Origin of the sequence: Streptomyces dangxiongensis (genome assembly GCF_003675325.1) — a bacterium.
In the GTDB taxonomy this organism is placed as follows: Bacteria; Actinomycetota; Actinomycetes; order Streptomycetales; family Streptomycetaceae; genus Streptomyces; species Streptomyces dangxiongensis.
In genome coordinates this window covers 6,979,443-7,000,078 of sequence record NZ_CP033073.1, presented here as the reverse complement: position 1 = coordinate 7,000,078, position 20,636 = coordinate 6,979,443, and the positions used below count along the sequence as shown (strand labels likewise).

The window sequence follows — 20,636 nt, the reverse complement described above, 5'->3', positions numbered from 1 at the left end:
GACGCCGCCTAGAGGCCACTCACCCGCAAGGTGATGTTCAGCCGGCCGGTGAGGTCCAGTGGGCCCGGTGCCGTGCCCGGCTGGAGGCGCGGCACGCCGTGGTAGGCGAGCCGGGACGGGCCGCCGAAGACGAACAGGTCACCGCTGCGCAGGTCGACGTCGGTGTACGGCTTCGCGCGCGTCCGTGTGTTGCCGAAGCGAAAGACGCAGCTGTCGCCGAGGCTCAGGGAGACCACCGGCGCGTCCGACTTCTCGTCGCTGTCACGGTGCATGCCCATCCGGGCGTCGCCGTCGTAGAAGTTGATCAGTGCGATGTCGTACGGGGCGTCCGGGACGGCGTCCGGGCCGAGGGTGTCGGCCACCGCACGGCGGCCCAGCTCGCCGAGCCAGTCCGGGAACGGCTTCACGGGTGTGCCGTCGCCGTCGACGACCGTGCGGGTGTAGGCGTACGGGTACCAGTGCCAGCCGAGGCAGACCTGGCGCGCGGTCATCGTGCCGCCGCCCGGGGTGCGGACCGTGCGCAGTCCGGCCGGGGGCCGCGCCCACTCCCGGCAGGCGGCGAGCAGGTCGCGCTGCCGCGCCTCGTCCAGCCAGTCCGGGACGTGCACGGCGCCCGCGGCGACCTCCGCGCGCTCCCGGGGGAACAGTTCCACGTCCATGGGCTCCATACTGCCGCAGGTCCGCCCCACCATCCCTGAGCTGCGGCTCGGATAGCCTGGACGCACGATGAGCGACCCTATGACGACACCGTGGGGCGAGGTCGGGCTGACCCGCTTCCCCGAGGATCCCCGCGACCGGCTGCGCGCCTGGGACGCCTCCGACGCGTACCTGCTGCGCCATCTGGCCGAGGAGAAGGTGCCGCTCTCGGACACGGTCGTGGTGGTCGGGGACCGCTGGGGCGCACTGGTCACGGCGCTGGCCGCGCACCGGCCGGTGCAGATCACCGATTCCTTCCTGAGCCAGGAGGCGACCCGGTCGAACCTGGCGCGGGCCGGTGTCGAGCCGGGTGCCGTCCGGTTGCTCACCACGCAGGACCCGCCGCCGGAGCGGGTGGACGTGCTGCTGGTGCGGGTGCCGAAGAGCCTGGCGCTGCTGGAGGACCAGTTGTCGCGGCTGGCGCCCGGCCTGCACGCGGGTACCGTCGTCGTCGGCGCCGGGATGGTGAAGGAGATCCACACCTCGACCCTGGAGCTGTTCGAACGGATCGTCGGGCCGACCCGGACGTCACTGGCGCGGCAGAAGGCCCGGCTGATCTTCTGCACCCCGGACCCGGCGCGGGAGCGGCCCACGAACCCGTGGCCGTACAGCTACGCGCTGCCGGACGGTGTCGGCGCCGTGTCGGGGCGCACGGTCGTCAATCACGCGGGCGTCTTCTGCGCCGACCGGCTGGACATCGGCACCCGTTTCCTCCTCCAGCACCTGCCCGGCCCGGGCGCGGGCCGCGTGGTGGACCTGGGCTGTGGCAACGGCGTGGTGGGCACGGCGGTGGCGCTGGCCGATCCGGCGGCCGAAGTGCTGTTCGTGGACGAGTCGTTCCAGGCGGTGGCCTCGGCGGAGGCGACGTACAAGGCGAACGGGGTGCCCGGGCATGCCGAGTTCCGGGTCGGGGACGGGCTGGCCGGGGTGGCGCCCGGCAGTGTGGACCTGGTCCTGAACAACCCGCCGTTCCACTCCCACCAGGCGACGACGGACGCGACGGCGTGGCGGATGTTCACCGGGGCGAAGCGCGCGCTGCGGCCGGGCGGCGAACTGTGGGTGGTCGGCAACCGCCACCTCGGCTACCACGTGAAGCTGAAACGGCTGTTCGGGAACGCGGAGCTGGTCGCGAGCGACCCGAAGTTCGTCGTACTGAGGGCCGTCAGGAAGAGCTAGCCTCCGCCCCCGGCTCGGACGAGGCCCCTCGGTGACGTTGCCGGCGGACGCTGCCGTGCGTGGGGTCCGGGGTCAGGTCCGGGGGTGCCGCGGGCACGACGTCGGGATGGAGGGCCGGGGGGCGGGCGGCCCGGTGGGGGTGCGGCCCAGGACGCCGATGATCCGGGCGACCTCGCGGGCCATCGCCTCCCGGCCGACGCCGAGGTACTCGCGGGAGTCGACGGCCTCGGGACGGGCCGCGAGGTACGTGCGGACCGCCCCGGTCATGGCGATGTTGAGGGCGGTACCGACGTTGACCTTGGTGATGCCGTCCCCGACCGCCGCGACCAGCCCCTCGTCCGGCACGCCGGAGGAACCGTGCAGGACGAGCGGCACGGCGAGCGCCGCCGAGAGGTGCCTGAGCAGGGCGTGGTCGAGGGCCGCGGTGCGGGTGGTCATCGCGTGCGTGCTGCCGATGGCGACCGCCAGCGCGTCGACACCGGTGCCGCCGACGAAGTCCCGTGCCTGGTCGGGGTCGGTGCGGGCGCCGGGCGCATGGGCGTCGAGCGCGGGCCGGCCGTCCTTTCCCCCTATCTGACCCAACTCGGCCTCGATCCACAGTCCGTGACCGTGCGCCCAGTCGGCGGCGGCCCGGGTCACGGCGAGGTTCTCGGCGTACGGCAGACGGGCCGCGTCGTACATGACCGAGGAGAACCCGGCACCGGGCGCCTGCCGCAGCAGCTCGTCGCTCTGCACATGGTCCAGGTGCAACGCGACGGGTACAGCGGCACGTTCGGCGGCGGCGACGGCGGCGCGGGCCAGCGGCAGCAGCCGTCCGTAGCGGAACCTGACGGCGTTCTCGCTGACCTGGAGGACGACCGGGGCGCCGGTGGACTCGGCGCCGGCGATGACGGCCTCGACGTGTTCGAGGGTGATGACGTTGAACGCGGGGACGGCGGACCGGGCCGCGGCGGCGCGGGTGACCAGCTCGCCCGTGGATGCGAGGGGCACGTGCGTGTCCTTCCGGGACGGGGCCGGTGGGTTCAGGAGGCGAGGATCACCGAGCGGGTCAGATGGCGCGGCCGGTCGGGGTCCAGGCCCCGGGCGGCGGCGACGGCCACCGCGAGCCGCTGTACGCGGACGAGTTCGGCGAGCGGGTCGAGTCCGCCCTCGATCCACAACGCCCCGGTGGCGCGTACCTGTTCGGCCAGGCCTGCGGGTGCCGTACCGAGCATCCAGGTGGCCGTGCCGTCGGTGGTGACGCTGATAGGGCCGTGCCGGTACTCCATCGCCGGGTAGGCCTCCGTCCAGGCGAGGGAGGCCTCGCGCAGCTTCAGCGCGGCCTCGTTGGCGAGTCCGACGGTCCAGCCGCGCCCGAGGAAGGTGAACTGGGCGCGGTCCACGAGTGCGTGGGGCAGCGCGGTGGTGAGGGCGGTGCGCGCGTCGGCGACGACGGCGTCGGTGTGCAGCCCGAGGTGGGCGCGCAGGAGCGTGAGCGCGGTGGTGGCGAACCGGGTCTGGACGACGGAGCGCTCGTCGGCGAAGTCGAGCACCAGGAGATCGTCGGCGGTCGACACGACCGGGCTGTCCGGATCGGCGGTGACGGCGGTGGTGCGTGTCCGTCCGCTCAACTTCGCCAGCACGTCCAGTACTTCGGTGGTGGTGCCGGAGCGGGTGAGGGCGAGGACCCGGTCGTACGACCGCCCGGACGGGAACTCGGAAGCGGCGAACGCGTCGGTCTCCCCCTGCCCCGCGCCCTCGCGCAGAGCGGCGACGGCCTGGGCCATGAAGTACGAGGTCCCGCACCCGACGACGGCGACCCGTTCCCCCGGCTCCGGCAGCGCGCCCCGGTGGCGTCCCGCCTGCTCGGCCGCCCGTATCCAGCACTCCGGCTGGCTCTTCAGCTCGTTCTCGACATGGGTCATGCCCACACCCTCCCCTAGCTGATTGTTTCTGCAAGATATAGCGATCTTTCGAGCACAATCAAGCATTCGAGCGCGATGCCGGGTGCGCTAGGGTCGCCGGGAGATCCAAGACGGTCAGGGAACGGAGGCTGCGGATGTCCCGGGACGCCCGCTGGAAGGCGCTGCTGGAACTGCTCGTCGAACGCGGCCGGCTGGAGGTCGAGGAGGCGGCGGCCGAACTGGCGGTGTCGGCGGCCACGATCCGCCGCGACCTCGACCAGCTCGCCGAGCAGCAGATGCTGGTCCGCACCCGGGGCGGAGCGGTGGTGCACGGGGTGTCGTACGAACTGCCGCTGCGCTACAAGACGGCCCGCCGCGCCTCCGAGAAGCAGCGCATCGCCAAGGCGGTGGCCGGACTCGTCGCGGCGCCGGGCGAGGCGGTGGGGCTGACCGGCGGCACGACCACCACGGAGGTGGCCCGCGCGCTGGCCGTCCGCGGCGACCTGGGTACCGGCTCGCCGGCGCTGACCGTCGTCACCAACGCGCTCAACATCGCCAACGAGCTGGCCGTACGACCCCAGTTCAAGATCGTGGTGACGGGTGGGGTGGCACGCGCCCAGTCGTACGAACTCATCGGCCCGCTGGCGGACGGGGTGCTGGGCCAGATCACGCTCGACGTTGCGGTGCTGGGAGTCGTCGGCTTCGATGTCACGCACGGCGCGGCGGCGCACGACGAGGCGGAGGCGGCGATCAACCGGCTGCTGTGCGAGCGCGCCGAGCGGGTGGTGGTCGCCGCGGACTCCAGCAAGCTGGGGCGCCGGGCGTTCGCCCGGATCTGCGGGGCGGAGCTGGTGGACACCCTGGTGACGGACGCGGCGGTGCCGGCGGAGACGGTACGGCGGTTCGAGGAGGCGGGCATCCGCGTGCTGACGGTGTGAGACCGGTGCGCGCCGCCGGGACGGGCCCGCCGGAACACCGCCGACTCCGGCCCGGCAGCCGGGGTTCGCCTCAGAAGGCGCCGTGGTCGGCGCTCACGAACCCGGCGCCCCGCTGGTCGTTGCAGCCGATCAGCGGCCGGTCGGCCGGGTCGGGCCAGGTCAGCTCCGCCTGGAGGGCCACGCTCACCAGGGTCAGCAGCAGATCGACGTCGCTGGCGGCGTCGAGCCGCAGGGTCACCCACTGCGAGCCGGGCACGATCCTGATCGGCCCCGACCCCCTGAGGTCCTTGGCGAACCGCCGGATGGCCCGGTCGGTGAGCCGTAGGTCGACGTCGCGCTCGGAGTGGAAGTGGGCGATCTCGCCCCGTGTCGAACACACCGCCTGCCCGAGCCCGCAGCTCGGGACGGCCGGTCTCAGGTCCGGCCAGGTCGCCAGTTGCGCGAGCGCGCGGAAGGCCAACGTCATGGGCCCATCATGGCGCGCTCACCCGCCCGCAACCAGGTCGTGCGCAAGCATTAACCGACCTGTATCCACAGCGCGGTTCAAAACCCGCACACGTGTCCGCATCCCGAACGCGACTGCCCCGGACCGGGATCGCCCCGGGCACGCCGCGGCGCCCCGCTGCCCCCAACACACGTGTACCCCGGCCTCGTTGCGGTTCAGTCCATCCGGCACACTCGGCCCCATGGAGACTGCTGAGTATCTCGAGACCCTGCACCGTGAGGGCCGGCTGCTGGCCGCGGCGGCCGGGGCGGCGGGGACCGACGCCAAGGTGCCGACGTGCCCGGAGTGGCAGGTGCGTGATCTGCTGCGGCACACCGGTGTGGTGCACCGGTGGGCCGCCGGCATCGTCGCCGACGGGCACACCGAGGGCAGGCCACCCGGGGAGCCGCCGGAGCTGGACGGCGCCGAGCTGGTGGCCTGGTACCGGGAGAGCCACCGCCTGCTGCTGGACACCCTGACCGCCGCGCCCGCCGGCACCGAGTGCTGGACGTTCCTGCCGCTGCCCAGTCCGTCACCGTTGGCGTTCTGGGCCCGCCGGCAGGCGCACGAGACGACCGTGCACCGGTACGACGCGGAGTCGGCCCGCGGGGGTACGCCGTCCCCGATCGCGACCGACTTCGCGGTGGACGGCATCGACGAGCTGCTGAGCGGCTTCCACGCCCGCTCCCGCAGCCGTCTGCGCAGCGAGGAGCCGCGCGTGCTGCGGGTGCGGGCGGTGGACGCGGGGGCGGACGCGGTGTGGACCCTGCGGCTCACGGCCGAGCCACCGGTGTGCGTGCGCTCGGCGGACGGTGCGGCCGAGGCCGAACTCGCGGGCCCTGCCGACCAGTTGTATCTGGCCCTGTGGAACCGCAGGGAGGTGCCGCAGGTGACCGGCGACCCGTCGCTCGCGGCGTTGTGGCAGGAGCGGTCGGGAATCTGACGTCAGCCGGGGCCGACCGGCGTCGGTCAGCCGGCGTCGGTCAGCATCCGGGCCAGCACCGCGCGCTGGACCGGCCGCACCTCCGCGTGCAGCGCGCGCCCCTTCGCCGTGAGCGACACATACACCCCGCGCCGGTCGTCGGGGCACATGGCCCGCTCGACGAGGCCGTCCTTCTCCAGGCGGCCGATGAGCCGGGACAGCGCGCTCTGGCTGAGATGGACGCGGTCGGAGATCTCCTGTACGCGGTACGAGCAGCCGTGGTCCGCCGCGGCGTCCTCGGCCAGCAGGTCGAGGACCTCGAAGTCGCTGGCGCACAGGCCGTGTACGTGCAGCTCCCGGTCCAGTTCGCACTGGGTGCGGGCCTGCAGGGCCAGGATGTCCCGCCACTGCTCCGCGAGCGCCTGTTCGGCCTTCTTCGCCGCCATGAGCGCACGGTAGCAGAGAAACGGTTTTGTTGCGTCGTAATCAATTGCATTTGCACTCAATGCATGCGCATGCACGGTCGGTCCGGCCTCTACCTCGCGGACCGCCTTCGACAGCTACCGGTCCGGGACCAGCGCGAGCGCCCGGCGGCAGACGCTTGTCCGCCGGGTGCGCGTCTGTGAAACTGACGGAATGTATGCATACGGGGGACGCCGCACCAAGGCCGAACGGGACGCGGCCACGGTCGAGATCGGGTACGCGCTGGTCAGTGCCGCGTTCGCGGCGGCGGTGCTGTTCGGAGCAGTGGCCGGTCCCGCGCTCCTGTTCGACCTGCCGCCCCTGCCGGCCGCGGTGCTGCTCCGGCTGGGCCCGGCCGTCGCCGCGGTGGTCTTCGTGGCCCGGGTGGTGAGCGTGCTGGTGCGCTTCCAGCGGCAGAACGGGCCCGGTCGGCCGGTGCCGCGCGACGAGGGCTAGGCCGGCCGTACCGACCCCGGCGCGCCGAACCGACCCCGGGCGCCCGGACTCTCGGCGTGGGCCGGGCCGCGTGCACACGGATGCCCCCAGGCGGGTCGGCCGCGGACACTCCCCGGCAGGCACGCCGCTCAGGGCCGGGCCAGTCCGACCCCGTGTGCGAGTCGGGCGGCCGCGTGCCGGAAGAACGGGGCGCGGTCCTCGACCACCCGGTTGAACTGTCCGAACACCTCGAAGCCGACCAGCCCGAAGAGCTGGGCCCAGGCGGCCACCAGTGCCGCGGCGGCCTCGGGCGGCAGTCCGGGGGCGAAGTCGGCGGCCATGCGCTCCGCCTCGGGGCGCAGTTCGGCGGGTAGGGGCGGGAGGGCCAGGCCCGTGTCCTGATGGGCCTCCCGGACGATGTCGATGAGGACCAGGCCGACGCGGGCCGCGGCCCGGACGGTGGTGTCGGGGGCGGAGTATCCGGGTACGGGCGAGCCGTAGATCAGCGCGTACTCGTGCGGATGAGTCAGGCCCCAGTCGCGGACCGCCTCGCACACGGCCGTCCAGCGGTCCAGGGGCGGGGCGGGCGAGGCGGCGTCCCGGGCCTGTTCCACCGCCTCGCCGAGGGCGTCGTAGGCGTCGACGATCAGGGCGGTCAGCAGGTCGTCGCGGCTGGGGAAGTAGCGGTACACGGCCGACGAGACCATGCCCAGCTCGCGGGCGACCGCGCGCAGCGACAGCTTGGCGGCACCCTCCGCGACCAGTTGCCCGCGCGCCGCCCCCTTGATGGCCGCGGTGACTTCCTGCCTGGCCCGCGCGCGGGCGCCCTGTGCGGTGCTCATGGCAGCAGTGTGCCACGAATTAGAGCAGCGCACACAAAAGAGAGCAGCGCTCTTGCTCTGGGATGCCGTGTGCCCCACACTGGAGACGAGCGAGAGCACCGCTCTCCCGAATCGTGGGGGTCATCATGTCGTCGTCTTCGCCGTACTACCTCAAGGGCAGCCCGCTGAACGTCCGTCTCAACAGCCTGATCGGCTGGCTCGCCCGGCACGGATTCAGCCTCGCGGGGAGTGCCGAGATGTCCGTGCGCGGCCGCAAGAGCGGCCGGATGCAGCGCGTCCCGGTCAACCCCCACACGTACGACGGCGGGCAGTACCTCGTCTCGGCGCGCGGCCACTCGCAGTGGGTGCGGAACATGCGTGCCGCGGGCGGCGGCGAACTGCGCGTCGGGCGCAAGGTGCGCACCTTCACCGCGGTGGAGCTCCCCGACGCCGAGAAGCTCCCCCTCCTGCGGACCTACCTGGAGAAGTGGGGCTGGGAGGTCAACCAGTACTTCGCCGGGGTGACCGCCGCGTCCACCGACGCGGAGATCATCGCCTGCGCCCCCGACCACCCGGTCTTCCGGATCACCGTCCCGAACTGACGGGTTCCTCTTCCTTCGCGGGCGCGGCCTGCGTCTTGTCCGTCCTGGCCAGGGCACGCTGGGCGAAGGGGTGCGAACGGACCATCTCACCCAGCGTGGTCGAGCCCTGCGTGATGTCCCGGAACGCCCGCCACGCCGGACGGAAGCCGGTGAGGGCCGCGTGGAAGAGGCCGGGGCGCTTCTCGAACACCGCCAGCATCCGCTTGCCGACGCTCATCTCGACACCGAGCCCCGCCTTGATCGCGAACGCGTAGTTCAGGGCCTGGCGCCGGGCGTCGACGGCGTCGTGCGACTCGGCGATCCGCACCGCCCACTCCCCCGCCAGCCGGCCCGAGCGCAGCGCGAACGAGATGCCCTCACGGGTCCACGGCTCCAGCAGTCCCGCCGCGTCCCCGCAGACCAGCACCCGGCCCCGGGACAGCGGCGAGTCGTCGGCGCGGCAGCGGGTCAGGTGCCCTGAGGACAGGGACGGTTCGAAGCCGGCCAGGCCGAGCCGGGCGATGAAGTCCTCCAAGTAGCGTTTGGTGGCGGCGCCTTCGCCGCGTGCGGAGATCACACCGACCGTGAGCGTGTCCCCCTTCGGGAACACCCAGCCGTAACTGCCGGGCATCGGGCCCCAGTCGATGAGGACCCGGCCCTGCCAGTCCTCGGCGACCGTCTCCGGCACCGGGATCTCCGCCTCAAGGCCGAGGTCGACCTGGTCGAGCTTCACGCCGACGTGGGACCCTATCCGGCTGGCACTGCCGTCGGCGCCGACGACCGCGCGGGCCAGCACCGTCTCCCCGCCCTGGAGGACGACGGCGACCGTGCGCCGGTCCGGCACCGCCGAGCCGTGCTGCTCGACGCGCTGCACCGTGACGCCCGTACGCAGTTCGGCGCCCGCCTTCTGGGCGTGCTCGACCAGTTGCTGGTCGAACTCGGGCCGGTTGATCAGCCCGAACAGCATCTGCTTGGAGCGACGGGTGCGGGAGAAGCGGCCGTTGTGGGAAAAGGTGACCGCGTGCACCCGGTCCCGGAAGGGCAGTTCGAAGCCCGGCGGCAGCGCGTCGCGCGAAGGTCCGATGATGCCGCCGCCGCACGTTTTGTAGCGCGGCAGCTCGGCTTTCTCCAGCAGCAGTACGCGCCGTCCCGCGACCGCGGCCGCGTAGGCGGCCGAGGCCCCTGCGGGTCCCGCGCCCACCACGACGACGTCCCACACCTGCTGCACGTCGTCCGCCGAAGAATTGTCGCCGCTCACGATGGTCTACCGCTCCGATCAAGCCGCCGCCGAAGTGTCCCCCCGCATCCTACGGCGGCCGTCCGCGCAGGCCGCTGTGGGAGGATCGGAGTACTCATCCCCGTACAACGTCGCACCCACGAGGAGCGTGCCCATGCCGTCGAATCCGGTCGCCGAGACCGTGGCCTCGCTGCTGCCCCGGGCGAAGGAGGAGCTGGCCGAGCTGGTCGCCTTCCGGTCGGTGGCGGACTTCGCGCAGTTCCCGAAGAGCGAGAGCGAGGCCGCCGCGCACTGGATCACCGACGCGCTGCGTGCCGAGGGCTTCGCCGACATCGCCCTGCTGGACACCCCGGACGGCACCCAGTCGGTGTACGGCCGGCTGCCCGGCCCGGAGGGTGCGAAAACGGTTCTTCTGTACGCCCACTACGACGTCCAGCCGCCGCTGGACGAAGCCGGCTGGACCACACCGCCGTTCGAGCTGACCGAGCGCGACGGCCGCTGGTACGGCCGCGGGACCGCCGACTGCAAGGGCGGCTTCCTCATGCACCTGCTCGCGCTGCGCGCCCTCAGGGCGAACGGCGGCGTGCCCGTGCACGTCAAGGTGATCGTGGAGGGCTCGGAGGAGCAGGGCACGGGCGGCCTGGAGCAGTACGCCGAGCAGCACCCCGAGCTGCTGGCGGCGGACACGATCGTCATCGGCGACGCGGGCAACTTCCGGGTGGGCCTGCCGACGGTCACGACCAGCCTGCGCGGCATGACCATGGTCCGGGTGCAGGTCGACACCCTGGCCGGCAACCTGCACTCGGGCCAGTTCGGCGGCGCCGCCCCGGACGCGCTGGCCGCGCTGATCCGGGTCCTGGACTCGCTGCGTGCCGAGGACGGCTCCACCGCCGTCGACGGGCTGGAGGCCACGGCGGTGTGGGACGGCCTGGACTACACCGAGGAGCAGTTCCGCAAGGACGCCAAGGTGCTGGACGGTGTCGGGCTGATCGGTGCCGGCTCGGTCGCCGACCGCGTCTGGGCCCGCCCGGCCGTCACGGTCATCGGCATCGACTGCCCGCCGGTCGTCGGCGCCACCCCCTCCGTGCAGTCGCGCGCCCGCGCCCTGATCAGCCTGCGGGTGCCGCCGGGCGTGGACGCGGCGGAGGCCACCAAGCTGCTCCGGGCGCACCTGGAGGCCCACGTCCCGTGGGGCGCCCGGGTCACCACCGAGCAGACCGGGCAGGGCCAGCCGTTCCGCGCCGACACCGCCGGCCCCGCCCACCGGGCGATGGCCGACGCGATGGCGGTGGCCTACCCGGGCGAGACCATGCAGTACGCCGGCCACGGCGGCTCCATCCCGCTGTGCAACACCCTCGCCGGCCTCTACCCGCAGGCGGAGATCCTGCTCATCGGGCTCAGCGAGCCGGAGGCGTGGATCCACGCGGTCGACGAGAGCGTGTCGCCCGACGAACTGGAGCGGCTCTCGGTCGCCGAGGCGCTGTTCCTGCGCAACTACGCGGCCGGCTGAACCGTTCTGCCCGCGGCAGAGGGGCCTCGCCGACGGGCGGGGCCCCGCCTACGGTCGGCGCATGGACGTCATTCAGCTCCTCCCCCGCCTCCACCTCCTGCGCTTCCCGGTCGGCCAGGCCTACCTCTGGCGCGACGGTGACGAGTTGACACTGATCGACGCGGGCGCGCTCGGCTCCGGCCGGGCCGTCGCCGACGCGATCACGGCGCTCGGGCGCGCCCCCCGGGACGTACGACGGATCGTGCTGACCCATTTCCACGAGGACCACGCGGGCGGGGCCGGCGAACTGGCCGCGCTGACCGGTGCCGAGGTGCTGGCGCACGAACGGGACGCTCCCTTCGTACGCGGCCGACTCCCGGGCCCGCCCCCGCGGTTCGAGGAGTGGGAGCTGCCGCTCCACGCGGCGGCGGCCGAGCACCTGCCCCAGGGCGAGCCGGTGCCGCCCGCCGCGGTCACCGCCCTGTCGGGGGGCGAGGTGCTGGACTTCGGCGGCGGCGCCCGGGTCCTCCACGTACCCGGGCACACGGACGGCAGCATCGCGGTGTTCCTGCCCGCCGAAGGCGTGCTGTTCACCGGGGACACGGTGGCCGCCGCCCCGGCCGACGGAACGCCGATGCCCGGGGTGTTCAACCTCGACCGCACTCAACTCCGCGCCTCCCTGCGGACGTTGGCCGGACTCGAGGCGGAGGTGGCCTGTTTCGGGCACGGTGACCCGGTGGTGGGAGGCGCCGCCGCCGCACTGCGCGCAGTGGCGGCCACGGCCTGACCGGTGCCGGTCAGCCGACCGGCACCCCGGCCTCCAGATAGAGCGCGGCGCCCCGCTCGCGCGCCCGCAGCGCCCAGCGCAACCGCTCGTAGCGGACCGGCGGCAGCATCGCGGCGGCCTCCTGCTCGGTGGCGAAGCGCCAGGCGCGCAGCTCCGGACCGGGCAGCAGCACCCGCGACGCCTGCGCGGGCGCCAGCCGGCCGCCGTCGAACAGCAGCCGCAGCCCTCCGTAGCCGGGCGGCGCGGGCCGCTCCCAGTCCACCACGAGCAGGCGCGGTACCTCCCGCAGCCGTATCCCGGTCTCCTCGGCGACCTCGCGCATCCCGGCGCGGGCGGGGGCCTCGCCCCGCTCCACCACCCCACCGGGGAACTCCCAGCCCGGCTTGTAGGTGGGGTCGACGAGCAGCACACGGTCCTGTTCGTCGAAGAGCAGCACCCCGGCGGCGAGCGTCTCGGCGGTCGGCTCGGGGGTCTGCACGATGTCACAGGCGGGTACGGCACCGCTGCGGACGGCGTCGGCGATGCGGACGGCGGTGTCGTACGGGGTGAGGGCGCTGGTGTCCACGAGGTGGGCGTCGGCGGTGAGCCAGGAGGCGAGGGCGGCGCGGTAGGGCTCGATGTGGTCGTAGGACCACTGACGGGTCCGCAGCTCGCCGTCGGGGAGGTCGGGCGGTGTCTCCCGACCGGCCGTCCGTTCACGCAGGATCGTTTCCGCCGGGGCGAGGAGCACATGGTGCACGGGGATCCTGCGGGCGGCGAGACCGCCGAAGATCTCGTCCCGGTACTCCTGGCGGAGCAGGGTCATGGGCACCACCAGGGTGCCGCCCAGCTCGGCGAGCATGGCGGCGGCGGTGTCCACCACCAACCGGCGCCAGACCGGCAGCTCCTGGAAGTCGCCGGCCTCGGCCAGGCGCTTGGGCGGCATGAGGTGTGCGAGCGCCCCGCCGATGACCTCGGGGTCGAAGAGCGTGCTGTGCGGGATCAGTTCGATCAGCTCCCGTGCGGTGGTGGTCTTCCCCGCACCGAACGCGCCGTTGATCCAGACGACGGTCACGGACTCCCCCTCTTCTGTTGGCCCCTGTGGCTTGCCCGCTCCACCCTGCCACGGAAACCCCGTCCCGGTGAGGGCGCCTGTCCCCGCACGGGAGCGTGCCGGTGCCCCCTGCGGCGGGGGCACCGGCACGCTCTCCGTACGTGAGCCGGCCTCATCCCCGGCCGAGGTCCTCCTCGTCCATGGCCAGACCGTCCTGGCTGACGAGGTGACCTGCCGTGTCGAGGGTGTCCGGGACGCTCGGGGCACCGAGGGGACGCGCTTCGGCCGCGTGGGACGGGGTGACGGCGGCCACGACGAATCCGGTGGCGAGGGTGGCGAGGGCGAGCATGCTGCGCTTCTTCATGCCCTGTTCAACTACGGAACCGGCCGGGGGTCACGCGGAACCCGCCGGGCATGCGCCCGGTCGGACGATCGTGCGAGGGCGGGGGCGGCCGGGCGGGGGCGGGGGGCTACCGCAGGGGGCCGGGGGCGGCCCGGCGGGGACGGAGGCTACCGCAGGGGGGCGGGGCCAGCCCGGCGGGGGACGGAGACGGCCCGGCGGGGGACGGAAGCTACCGCACCGGGGCGGAGACGGCCCGGCGGGGGCGGCCGTAAGGGAGCAGAGGCGGGGCGTAGGACGCCGGCTGCGGGACGGCCCCCGGCCCGGGCCACCGGGTGCGGGCTTCCTCACCGGCGCGACCCCCGCCCCGGGTGCGGCCTCCCGCCCCGGATGCGGCCTCGCACTCCGGCGCGATCCGCCCGGCACCGGTGGCGCGGGCGGTGTCGGTCCAGGCCGCTCGGGCGGGCGGGCCGGCGGCGCCTACAGACTCACCGCGGTGGCGTCCGTCCTGCTCGTCAGGGCTGCCGCGGCGGCGCCGACCAGGCCCGCGTCGGTGCCCATCTGCGCGGGCACGACGGTGAGCCGCCGCACGAAGGACAGGGCCGCGTAGTCGCCCAGGGCCCGGCGGAGCGGGGTGAAGAGGATGTCGCCCGCCTTGCCGACACCCCCGCCGATCACCGCGATGTCGATCTCGACCAGGGTCGCGGTGGCGGCGATGCCGGCCGCCAGCGCCTGGGCGGCCCGCTCGAAGGAGGCCACGGCGACCGGGTCGCCGGCACGGGCGGCGGCGGCCACGGCCGCGGCCGAGGCGTCGCCGTCGCGGCCGGGCCGCCAGCCCCGCTCCAGGGCCCGGCGGGCGATGTTCGGTCCGCTGGCGATGCGCTCCACGCAGCCGCGCGAGCCGCACGGGCAGGGGTCGCCGTCCAGGTCCACACTGATGTGGCCGATGTGCCCGGCGTTGCCGGTCGGGCCGGGGTGCAGCCGGCCGCCCAGCACCAGTCCGCCGCCCACCCCGGTCGACACCACCATGCACAGCGCGTTGTCGTGGCCGCGTGCGGCGCCCTGCCAGTGTTCGGCCGCCGTGATAGCGACACCGTCGCCGATCAGCTCGACCGGCAGGCCGCCGGTGGCCGCGCGGACCCGCTCCACCAGCGGGAACTCTCGCCAGCCCGGCACGTTCACCGGACTGACGGTGCCCGCCGAGGCGTCCACCGGGCCGGCGCTGCCGATGCCGACCGAGGCGGCGCGTCCCCACAGGGGCGACCCGGCGAGGTCGCCGAGCACCCCCGTCACGGCCCGCATGACCGTTTCGCCGTCCTGCCGGGCGGGCGTGGCGCGCTGGGCCCGGGCCAGGATCCGTCCGTCGCCGTCCACCAGCGCGCCGGCGATCTTGGTGCCGCCGATGTCCAGGGCCGCCACGAGGTCGGTGTGCATCAAGAGTCAGATCTCCCCGTTGAAGCGTGAAAGCAGGATGTCGCAGGCCGGACATGCGATGGGGGCGCAGGCCGGAGACAGCGGTGGACAGTCTCTCCCGCATCTGACAACGTTGTCCAGGCTCTATGCTCGACGCCACATCCTCATACAGGACCACGGATCACGCACCACCGCCGTGGACGAGACGGACGAGAGACAGGACAGCGCCCCGTGCCCGAGACCACCCGCCGCGCAGAACGCCTTCCCGGGAACCGCTACGGCAACCGCCCGACGATGAAGGACGTGGCGGCCCGCGCCGGTGTCGGACTGAAGACGGTCTCCCGCGTGGTCAACGGCGAACCGGGGGTCACCCCGGACACCGAGCGCCGGGTGCAGGAGGCCATCGAGGCGCTCGGCTTCCGCCGCAACGACAGCGCCCGCGTGCTGCGCAAGGGCCGCACGGCGAGCATCGGCCTGGTCCTGGAGGATCTCGCCGACCCGTTCTACGGCCCGCTCAGCCGTGCCGTGGAGGAGGTCGCCCGCGCGCACGGCGCCCTGCTGATCAACGGCTCCAGCGCCGAGGACCCGGAGCGGGAGCAGGAGCTGGCGCTGGCGCTGTGCGCGCGCCGGGTGGACGGTCTCGTGGTGATCCCGGCCGGGAACGACCACCGCTACCTGGAGCCGGAGATCAGGGCCGGGGTGGCGACCGTGTTCGTGGACCGCCCGGCCGGGCTGATCGAGGCGGACGTCGTCCTGTCCGACAACTACGGCGGCGCCCGCGACGGCGTCGCCCACCTCATCGCGCACGGCCACCGCCGGATCGGGTTCATCGGTGACATGCCGCGCATCCACACCGCGGCCGAGCGGCTGCGTGGTTACCGGGCGGCCATGGAGGACGCGGGCATACCCGTCGAGGGGCGCTGGATGTCCCTCGGTGTGACCAGCCCGGAGCGGGTGCGGCGGGCGGCGGAGGAGATGCTGTCCGGGCCCGACCCCGTCACCGCGGTGTTCACCGGGAACAACCGGGTCACGGTGACGGTGATCCGGGTCCTCGCCGAGCACTCCCGCCGGACCGCGCTCGTCGGCTTCGACGACATCGAGCTGGCCGACCTGCTCCAGCCGGGGGTCACGGTCGTCGCACAGGACGCGGCGACGCTGGGCCGTACCGCCGCCGAACGGCTCTTCCGCCAACTGGACGGCGCTCTCCTGGCACCCGAGCGGATCCTGCTGCCGACCCGGCTCGTCACCCGCGGCTCGGGCGAACTGCCGCCCGCGGACTGATCCGCCCCCTCAGGCGGCCGGCCCCTCGTCGGGCCGCGGAGGGTTCGCCCTCGGCCGGCGCGCCCCCTACTGCGCGGAGGCCGTCAGGTCGCCCCGCCGGGGGGCCGCGAAGCTCTCCAGGTCGGCGCGGGTGAGGCCGGTGAGGCGGGCTACCTCGGCGATGTCCAGGGCGCCGCAGTCCAGGCCGCGCAACAGGTAGCCGCTGAGGGCCTTGGCGGTGGCGGGCTCGTCCATGACGTCACCGCCGGCGCGGTGGGCGTACCGGGTCAGGCGGGACGCGGCCTGTTCGAAGCCCTCGCGGTAGAACGCGAAGACGGCCGCGTAGCGGGTGGGGAGGTGGCCGGGGTGCATGTCCCAGCCCTGGTAGTAGGCGCGGGAGAGGGCGCGGCGGGTGAGGCCGTAGTGCAACCGCCAGGCGTCGTGGACCTTCGCGGTCGGACCGACCGGCAGGACGTTGGTGGAGCCGTCGCAGACGCGGACGCCGGTGCCGGCCGCGGCGACCTGCATGACGGCCTTGGCGTGGTCGGCCGCGGGGTGGTCGCCGGCCTGGTGGGCGGCGGAGACGCCGAGGCAGGCGCTGTAGTCGAAGGTGCCGTAGTGGAGTCCGGTGGCGCGGCCCTCGGCGGCCTGGATCATGCGAGCGACGGTGGCCGTGCCGTCGGTGGCGAGGATGGCCTGGCTGGTCTCGATCTGGATCTCGAAGCCGAGGCGGCCGGCATCCGGACCGTGGACCTCCTCGAAGGCCTCCAGGAGGCGGACGAACGCGCTGACCTGCTCGGCGTACGTCACCTTCGGCAGGGTGAGGACCAGGCGGTCGGGCAGGCCGCCGGCCTGCATCAGGCCGGTGAGGAAGACGTCGAGGGTGCGGATGCCCCGGTCGCGTACCGCGGCCTCCATGCACTTCATGCGGATGCCCATGTACGGCGCGGCCGTGCCGTCCCGGTAGGCCTGGGCGATCAGGCGGGCCGCGCGGGCCGCCGTCGCGTCCTCCTCGGCGTCGGGGCGGGGGCCGTAACCGTCCTCGAAGTCGACGCGCAGGTCCTCGACGGGCTCGCGCTCCAGCTTGGCGCGGACGCGGGAGTACACCGGCTCGGCGAGGTCGTCGGCGAGGCCGAGGACGGCCGCGAGGGAGGCGGCGTCGGGGGCGTGGGCGTCGAGCAGGGCCAGCGCCTGGTCGCCCCAGGTGCGCACCGTGTCGGCGGCGAAGGCGTCGCCGGGGACGTAGACGGTGTGGACGGGCTGCCGGGTGCCGGGATCACCGGGGTAGCGGCGTTCCAGCTCCACGTCGACCGGTGCGAGGGAGGCGCGGATCTCCTCGCTGACGGCGCCCGCGAGGCTCGTCGCCACCTTCTCCTGCTGACCCATCCCACACCCTCCGATTTTCCGCTTTCCGGAATCAACAATCCGTAGAATGAAGTTATCCGGCGCGCTTCCCGCTGGTCAACACCGTGTCCAGGATGCGCCGAGGCCCCCGTGACCGCACTGGCGCACTGGTCACGGGGGCCTCCTACAGCGGGGCGGGACTCAGCCCTTGCGGGCCTTGACCTCCTCGGTCAGCTGCGGGACGACGTCGAAGAGGTCGCCGACCACACCGAAGTCGACCAGCTCGAAGATCGGGGCCTCGGCGTCCTTGTTGACGGCCACGATCGTCTTGGAGGTCTGCATGCCGGCGCGGTGCTGGATGGCGCCGGAGATGCCGTTGGCGATGTAAAGCTGCGGCGAGACCGACTTGCCGGTCTGGCCGACCTGGTTGGTGTGCGGGTACCAGCCGGCGTCCACCGCGGCGCGCGAGGCGCCGACGGCCGCGCCGAGGGAGTCGGCGAGCGCCTCGATGACCGAGAAGTTCTCGGCGCCGTTGACGCCACGGCCGCCGGAGACGACGATCGCGGCCTCGGTCAGCTCCGGGCGGCCCGTCGACTCGCGCGGGGTGCGGCCGGTGACCTTGGTGCCGGTGGCCTGGTCGGAGAAGGTCACGGACAGGGCCTCGACCGCACCGGCGGCCGGGGCGGCCTCGACGGCGGCCGAGTTCGGCTTGACCGTGATGACCGGAGTGCCCTTGATGACCCGGGACTTGGTGGTGAAGGACGCGGCGAACACCGACTGGGTGGCCACCGGGCCCTCGTCGCCGGCCTCGAGGTCGATGGCGTCGGTGATGATGCCGGAGCCGATGCGCAGCGCCAGGCGGGCGGCGATCTCCTTGCCCTCGGCGGAGGACGGGACCAGCACGGCGGCCGGGGAGACGGCCTCGTGGGCGGCCTGGAGGGCGTCCACCTTCGGGACGACCAGGTAGTCGGCGTACTCGGACGCGTCGTGGGTGAGGACCTTCACCGCACCGTGCTCGGCGAGCGTGGCGGCGGTGTCGCCGGCGCCGTTGCCGAGCGCGACGGCGACGGGCTCGCCGATGCGGCGGGCCAGCGTCAGCAGCTCCAGGGTGGGCTTGCGGACGGCACCGTCCAGGTGATCGACGTAGACGAGGACTTCAGCCATGGGATTGCTCTCCTGCGTAACGAGGTTGAGGGGCGGTCGGCGGGGGCGAGCCCTTAGATGAACTTCTGGCTCGCGAGGAACTCGGCGAGCTGCCTGCCGCCCTCGCCCTCGTCCTTGACGATCGTGCCGGCCGTGCGGGCCGGACGCTCGGTCGCGGTCTCGACCTTGGTGAACGCGCCGTCGAGCCCGACCTCCTCGGCCTCGATGTCCAGGTCGGACAGGTCCCAGGACTCCACCGGCTTCTTCTTCGCCGCCATGATGCCCTTGAAGGACGGGTAGCGGGCCTCGCCGGACTGGTCGGTCACGGACACGACCGCCGGGAGCTGCGCCTCGAGCTGCTCGGAGGCGGCGTCGCCGTCGCGGCGGCCCTTGACCGTGCCGCCCTCGACGGAGACCTCGGAGAGCAGGGAGATCTGCGGGACGCCCAGGCGCTCGGCGACCAGCGCCGGTACGACGCCCATGGTGCCGTCGGTGGAGGCCATCCCGGAGACGACCAGGTCGTAGCCGGCCTTCTCGATGGCCTTGGCCAGGACCAGGGAGGTGCCGATGGCGTCGGTGCCGTGCAGGTCGTCGTCCTCGACGTGGACGGCCTTGTCGGCACCCATGGAGAGGGCCTTGCGGAGCGCGTCCTTTGCGTCCTCGGGGCCGACCGTCAGGACGGTGACCTCGGCGTCGTCCGCGTTCTCCGCGATCTGGAGGGCCTGCTCCACGGCGTACTCGTCCAGCTCGGAGAGCAGACCGTCCACGTCGTCGCGGTCGACGGTCAGGTCATCGGCGAAGTGCCGGTCGCCAGTGGCGTCGGGCACGTACTTCACAGTGACAACGATCCTCAAGCTCACGCCGGCTCTCCTACTGCATCGTCTATTTCCGGGCTGCCTCTTGCAGGCAGCATAGGCGCCCGAAGCGGCCGATCCCGGTCGGGGCGTCCGCGCGCTCCGACCGAAATATTACTCGTCAGTACACCCAGTTCCTGCCCGCTAAGCAAGCGCTTTGAACTGTGACCTTCGCAACGCAGCGTAACCGGAATTCGACCGCCGCGCAGGCGAGGGCGCCGTGATCAATCCCGCAGGCCGCTGAAGCGGCCCTGGTGGTAGAGAAGGGGACGGCCGGAGCCCGAGGGGTCGCCGAGGACGACCTCCGCGAGCACGATCCGGTGGTCACCCGCCGGGACGCGCCCGACGACCCGGCACACCAGCCAGGCCAGCACGTCGTCCAGCACGGGTACGCCGTCCGGGCCGTCGCGCCACGCGGTCGGCGCACCGAAGCGGTCGGCGCCGCTGCGGGCGAAGGTGGCGGCCAGCTCGCTCTGGTGCTCGCCGAGTATGTGCACGCCGACATGGTCCGCCTCGGCCATCGCGGGCCAACTGGAGGCGCCCGTGCCGATGCCGAAGGAGATCAGCGGCGGCTCGGCGGAGACGGAGGTCAGGGAGGTGGCGGTGAAGCCGACCGGGCCGGCGGCGCCGCGCGCGGTGATCACCGCGACCCCGGCGGCATGCCGGCGGAACGTGGAGCGCAGCAGGTCGGGGGAGGCGAGCCGAGGAGTGCCGAGGCCGGGCGTGGCCGTCATGGAGTTGTCCTTCTGCGAGGGAGGGGAAACGGGCCGTGGCTGCTCAACAGTCCGGACAGCGCGCGCTCGCGGTGCGGGGCCAGGTCGACGTGGACCCGCCCGTAGAGAAGGAGTTCGGTCGGCATACGGTCAGGCTGACGAGAGGTGGCGGGGACAGTCAAGTGGGTTCCGGGATCCGGAAGCCGCCGCCACGTGCGCCGAAACCCCCTCACACCGCCTCCCCCCAGGGCCGCGATGACGTCGGCCCTACGGGGCTGTCCGACGGCGCGCCGCACCACCCGGCCCTCGGAGTCCAGGACCAGGACCGTGGGCGTCCTGAGGATTCCCAGTGCGCGTACGAGGTCCAGCCGGGCCTCCGCGTCGATCTCGACATGGGTCACGCCGGGAACCATCGCGGCGACCTCGCCGAGGACGCGCCGGGTGGCCCGGCAGGGTGCGCAGAAGGCACTGGAGAACTGCACCAGTGTGGCCCGCGCCCCCGGTTCACCGCCCAGTTCGGCCGCTCCCAGCCGCTTGCCGTCGTCCCGCCCGCGCACCCGCGCCCTCCCGCTTCCGCCGCTTGTGCGGCACTGCCCGCGCGCTCGCCGCCGCGAGCACCGCCGGT

22 protein-coding genes and 1 pseudogene are annotated in these 20,636 nt (G+C 73.5%); 8 read left to right on the top strand and 15 right to left on the bottom strand.

Annotation, left to right across the window (positions count from 1 at the left end; translation table 11 throughout):
- Window positions 1-8: 8 nt before the first annotated feature.
- A complete protein-coding gene (locus tag D9753_RS31680) occupies window positions 9-659 on the bottom strand; it encodes an alpha-ketoglutarate-dependent dioxygenase AlkB family protein (RefSeq protein WP_121790111.1) in 651 nt (216 codons plus the stop codon).
- A gap of 79 nt (window positions 660-738) precedes the next feature.
- On the opposite strand from D9753_RS31680, the gene D9753_RS31675 reads away from it, so the two are divergent.
- Window positions 739-1,872: a methyltransferase gene (locus tag D9753_RS31675; protein ID WP_121790110.1), complete on the top strand. Its 1,134-nt coding sequence runs from the start codon at window positions 739-741 to the stop codon at window positions 1,870-1,872.
- A gap of 72 nt (window positions 1,873-1,944) precedes the next feature.
- Here the strand turns inward: D9753_RS31675 and D9753_RS31670 are convergent, their stop codons facing one another.
- Entirely contained in the window at window positions 1,945-2,862 is a 918-nt protein-coding gene (locus tag D9753_RS31670; RefSeq protein ID WP_121790109.1) for a class II fructose-bisphosphate aldolase, read from the bottom strand.
- A 32-nt stretch (window positions 2,863-2,894) separates the two neighbouring features.
- Window positions 2,895-3,776, bottom strand: coding sequence for an SIS domain-containing protein (locus D9753_RS31665; RefSeq protein WP_121790108.1), 882 nt, complete (start codon window positions 3,774-3,776; stop codon window positions 2,895-2,897).
- A 134-nt stretch (window positions 3,777-3,910) separates the two neighbouring features.
- Here D9753_RS31665 and D9753_RS31660 point away from each other — a divergent pair, with 134 nt between their 5' ends.
- Window positions 3,911-4,693, top strand: a complete 783-nt coding sequence (locus D9753_RS31660) for a DeoR/GlpR family DNA-binding transcription regulator (protein ID WP_121790107.1) — start codon at window positions 3,911-3,913, stop codon at window positions 4,691-4,693.
- Between the two features lie 70 nt (window positions 4,694-4,763).
- Here the strand turns inward: D9753_RS31660 and D9753_RS31655 are convergent, their stop codons facing one another.
- Window positions 4,764-5,159 (bottom strand): luciferase domain-containing protein, encoded by a 396-nt coding sequence (locus tag D9753_RS31655; protein ID WP_163010845.1) that lies wholly within the window; start codon window positions 5,157-5,159, stop codon window positions 4,764-4,766.
- A gap of 220 nt (window positions 5,160-5,379) precedes the next feature.
- Between D9753_RS31655 and D9753_RS31650 the strand changes: the two genes are divergently transcribed.
- Window positions 5,380-6,120 carry a maleylpyruvate isomerase family mycothiol-dependent enzyme gene (locus tag D9753_RS31650; RefSeq protein ID WP_121790106.1) on the top strand — a complete coding sequence of 247 codons (741 nt, stop codon included), beginning with the start codon at window positions 5,380-5,382 and terminating at the stop codon, window positions 6,118-6,120.
- A gap of 26 nt (window positions 6,121-6,146) precedes the next feature.
- On the opposite strand, the gene D9753_RS31645 is transcribed toward D9753_RS31650, so the two are convergent.
- On the bottom strand, window positions 6,147-6,545 hold the full coding sequence (locus tag D9753_RS31645) for a MarR family winged helix-turn-helix transcriptional regulator (protein WP_121790105.1): 399 nt from the start codon (window positions 6,543-6,545) through the stop codon (window positions 6,147-6,149).
- A 190-nt stretch (window positions 6,546-6,735) separates the two neighbouring features.
- On the opposite strand from D9753_RS31645, the gene D9753_RS31640 reads away from it, so the two are divergent.
- Complete coding sequence (locus tag D9753_RS31640; RefSeq protein ID WP_121790104.1) at window positions 6,736-7,017, top strand: DUF6332 family protein; 282 nt, start codon at window positions 6,736-6,738, stop codon at window positions 7,015-7,017.
- Window positions 7,018-7,145: 128 nt separating this feature from the next.
- Here D9753_RS31640 and D9753_RS31635 read toward each other — a convergent pair whose 3' ends face one another.
- Window positions 7,146-7,838: a TetR/AcrR family transcriptional regulator gene (locus D9753_RS31635; RefSeq protein ID WP_121790103.1), complete on the bottom strand. Its 693-nt coding sequence runs from the start codon at window positions 7,836-7,838 to the stop codon at window positions 7,146-7,148.
- A 125-nt stretch (window positions 7,839-7,963) separates the two neighbouring features.
- Between D9753_RS31635 and D9753_RS31630 the strand changes: the two genes are divergently transcribed.
- Window positions 7,964-8,419: a nitroreductase family deazaflavin-dependent oxidoreductase gene (locus D9753_RS31630; protein ID WP_121791390.1), complete on the top strand. Its 456-nt coding sequence runs from the start codon at window positions 7,964-7,966 to the stop codon at window positions 8,417-8,419.
- On the opposite strand, the gene D9753_RS31625 is transcribed toward D9753_RS31630, so the two are convergent.
- Entirely contained in the window at window positions 8,403-9,656 is a 1,254-nt protein-coding gene (locus D9753_RS31625) for a geranylgeranyl reductase family protein (protein ID WP_121790102.1), read from the bottom strand. The genes D9753_RS31630 and D9753_RS31625 overlap by 17 nt on opposite strands.
- Window positions 9,657-9,789: 133 nt before the next feature.
- Between D9753_RS31625 and D9753_RS31620 the strand changes: the two genes are divergently transcribed.
- Complete coding sequence (locus D9753_RS31620) at window positions 9,790-11,145, top strand: dipeptidase (RefSeq protein ID WP_121790101.1); 1,356 nt, start codon at window positions 9,790-9,792, stop codon at window positions 11,143-11,145.
- 61 nt (window positions 11,146-11,206) lie between these two features.
- Entirely contained in the window at window positions 11,207-11,911 is a 705-nt protein-coding gene (locus D9753_RS31615; RefSeq protein ID WP_121790100.1) for an MBL fold metallo-hydrolase, read from the top strand.
- 10 nt (window positions 11,912-11,921) lie between these two features.
- Here the strand turns inward: D9753_RS31615 and D9753_RS31610 are convergent, their stop codons facing one another.
- From D9753_RS31610 to D9753_RS31600, 3 genes are all read right to left on the bottom strand, one after another.
- A complete protein-coding gene (locus tag D9753_RS31610) occupies window positions 11,922-12,965 on the bottom strand; it encodes an NUDIX hydrolase (protein ID WP_121790099.1) in 1,044 nt (347 codons plus the stop codon).
- Window positions 12,966-13,116: 151 nt separating this feature from the next.
- Window positions 13,117-13,308, bottom strand: a complete 192-nt coding sequence (locus D9753_RS31605) for a hypothetical protein (protein WP_121790098.1) — start codon at window positions 13,306-13,308, stop codon at window positions 13,117-13,119.
- 456 nt (window positions 13,309-13,764) lie between these two features.
- Window positions 13,765-14,718: an ROK family protein gene (locus D9753_RS31600; protein ID WP_121790097.1), complete on the bottom strand. Its 954-nt coding sequence runs from the start codon at window positions 14,716-14,718 to the stop codon at window positions 13,765-13,767.
- Window positions 14,719-14,928: 210 nt separating this feature from the next.
- Here D9753_RS31600 and D9753_RS31595 point away from each other — a divergent pair, with 210 nt between their 5' ends.
- Window positions 14,929-15,978 carry a LacI family DNA-binding transcriptional regulator gene (locus D9753_RS31595; protein ID WP_121790096.1) on the top strand — a complete coding sequence of 350 codons (1,050 nt, stop codon included), beginning with the start codon at window positions 14,929-14,931 and terminating at the stop codon, window positions 15,976-15,978.
- Between the two features lie 66 nt (window positions 15,979-16,044).
- Here D9753_RS31595 and D9753_RS31590 read toward each other — a convergent pair whose 3' ends face one another.
- The 5 genes and pseudogenes from D9753_RS31590 to D9753_RS31570 all read right to left on the bottom strand — a co-directional run.
- Window positions 16,045-17,343 (bottom strand): DUF6986 family protein, encoded by a 1,299-nt coding sequence (locus D9753_RS31590; RefSeq protein WP_121790095.1) that lies wholly within the window; start codon window positions 17,341-17,343, stop codon window positions 16,045-16,047.
- A 159-nt stretch (window positions 17,344-17,502) separates the two neighbouring features.
- Window positions 17,503-18,465: an electron transfer flavoprotein subunit alpha/FixB family protein gene (locus D9753_RS31585; protein WP_121790094.1), complete on the bottom strand. Its 963-nt coding sequence runs from the start codon at window positions 18,463-18,465 to the stop codon at window positions 17,503-17,505.
- A gap of 53 nt (window positions 18,466-18,518) precedes the next feature.
- On the bottom strand, window positions 18,519-19,304 hold the full coding sequence (locus D9753_RS31580) for an electron transfer flavoprotein subunit beta/FixA family protein (RefSeq protein WP_121790093.1): 786 nt from the start codon (window positions 19,302-19,304) through the stop codon (window positions 18,519-18,521).
- A 218-nt stretch (window positions 19,305-19,522) separates the two neighbouring features.
- Entirely contained in the window at window positions 19,523-20,032 is a 510-nt protein-coding gene (locus tag D9753_RS31575; RefSeq protein ID WP_121790092.1) for a flavin reductase family protein, read from the bottom strand.
- 221 nt (window positions 20,033-20,253) lie between these two features.
- Window positions 20,254-20,629, bottom strand: a pseudogene (locus D9753_RS31570) (TlpA family protein disulfide reductase); the annotation flags it as partial.
- Between the last annotated feature and the right edge of the window lie 7 nt (window positions 20,630-20,636).

Bases quoted from the DNA above. Each gene is read 5' to 3' on its own strand.
- D9753_RS31680 (WP_121790111.1), bottom strand. From the start codon at position 659: ATGGACGTGGAACTGTTCCCCCGGGAGCGCGCGGAGGTCGCCGCGGGC.
- D9753_RS31675 (WP_121790110.1), top strand. From the start codon at position 739: ATGACGACACCGTGGGGCGAGGTCGGGCTGACCCGCTTCCCCGAGGAT.
- D9753_RS31665 (WP_121790108.1), bottom strand. From the start codon at position 3,776: ATGACCCATGTCGAGAACGAGCTGAAGAGCCAGCCGGAGTGCTGGATA.
- D9753_RS31660 (WP_121790107.1), top strand. From the start codon at position 3,911: ATGTCCCGGGACGCCCGCTGGAAGGCGCTGCTGGAACTGCTCGTCGAA.
- D9753_RS31655 (WP_163010845.1), bottom strand. From the start codon at position 5,159: ATGACGTTGGCCTTCCGCGCGCTCGCGCAACTGGCGACCTGGCCGGAC.
- D9753_RS31650 (WP_121790106.1), top strand. From the start codon at position 5,380: ATGGAGACTGCTGAGTATCTCGAGACCCTGCACCGTGAGGGCCGGCTG.
- D9753_RS31645 (WP_121790105.1), bottom strand. From the start codon at position 6,545: ATGGCGGCGAAGAAGGCCGAACAGGCGCTCGCGGAGCAGTGGCGGGAC.
- D9753_RS31640 (WP_121790104.1), top strand. From the start codon at position 6,736: ATGTATGCATACGGGGGACGCCGCACCAAGGCCGAACGGGACGCGGCC.
- D9753_RS31635 (WP_121790103.1), bottom strand. From the start codon at position 7,838: ATGAGCACCGCACAGGGCGCCCGCGCGCGGGCCAGGCAGGAAGTCACC.
- D9753_RS31630 (WP_121791390.1), top strand. From the start codon at position 7,964: ATGTCGTCGTCTTCGCCGTACTACCTCAAGGGCAGCCCGCTGAACGTC.
- D9753_RS31620 (WP_121790101.1), top strand. From the start codon at position 9,790: ATGCCGTCGAATCCGGTCGCCGAGACCGTGGCCTCGCTGCTGCCCCGG.
- D9753_RS31615 (WP_121790100.1), top strand. From the start codon at position 11,207: ATGGACGTCATTCAGCTCCTCCCCCGCCTCCACCTCCTGCGCTTCCCG.
- D9753_RS31605 (WP_121790098.1), bottom strand. From the start codon at position 13,308: ATGAAGAAGCGCAGCATGCTCGCCCTCGCCACCCTCGCCACCGGATTC.
- D9753_RS31600 (WP_121790097.1), bottom strand. From the start codon at position 14,718: ATGCACACCGACCTCGTGGCGGCCCTGGACATCGGCGGCACCAAGATC.
- D9753_RS31590 (WP_121790095.1), bottom strand. From the start codon at position 17,343: ATGGGTCAGCAGGAGAAGGTGGCGACGAGCCTCGCGGGCGCCGTCAGC.
- D9753_RS31585 (WP_121790094.1), bottom strand. From the start codon at position 18,465: ATGGCTGAAGTCCTCGTCTACGTCGATCACCTGGACGGTGCCGTCCGC.
- D9753_RS31575 (WP_121790092.1), bottom strand. From the start codon at position 20,032: ATGACGGCCACGCCCGGCCTCGGCACTCCTCGGCTCGCCTCCCCCGAC.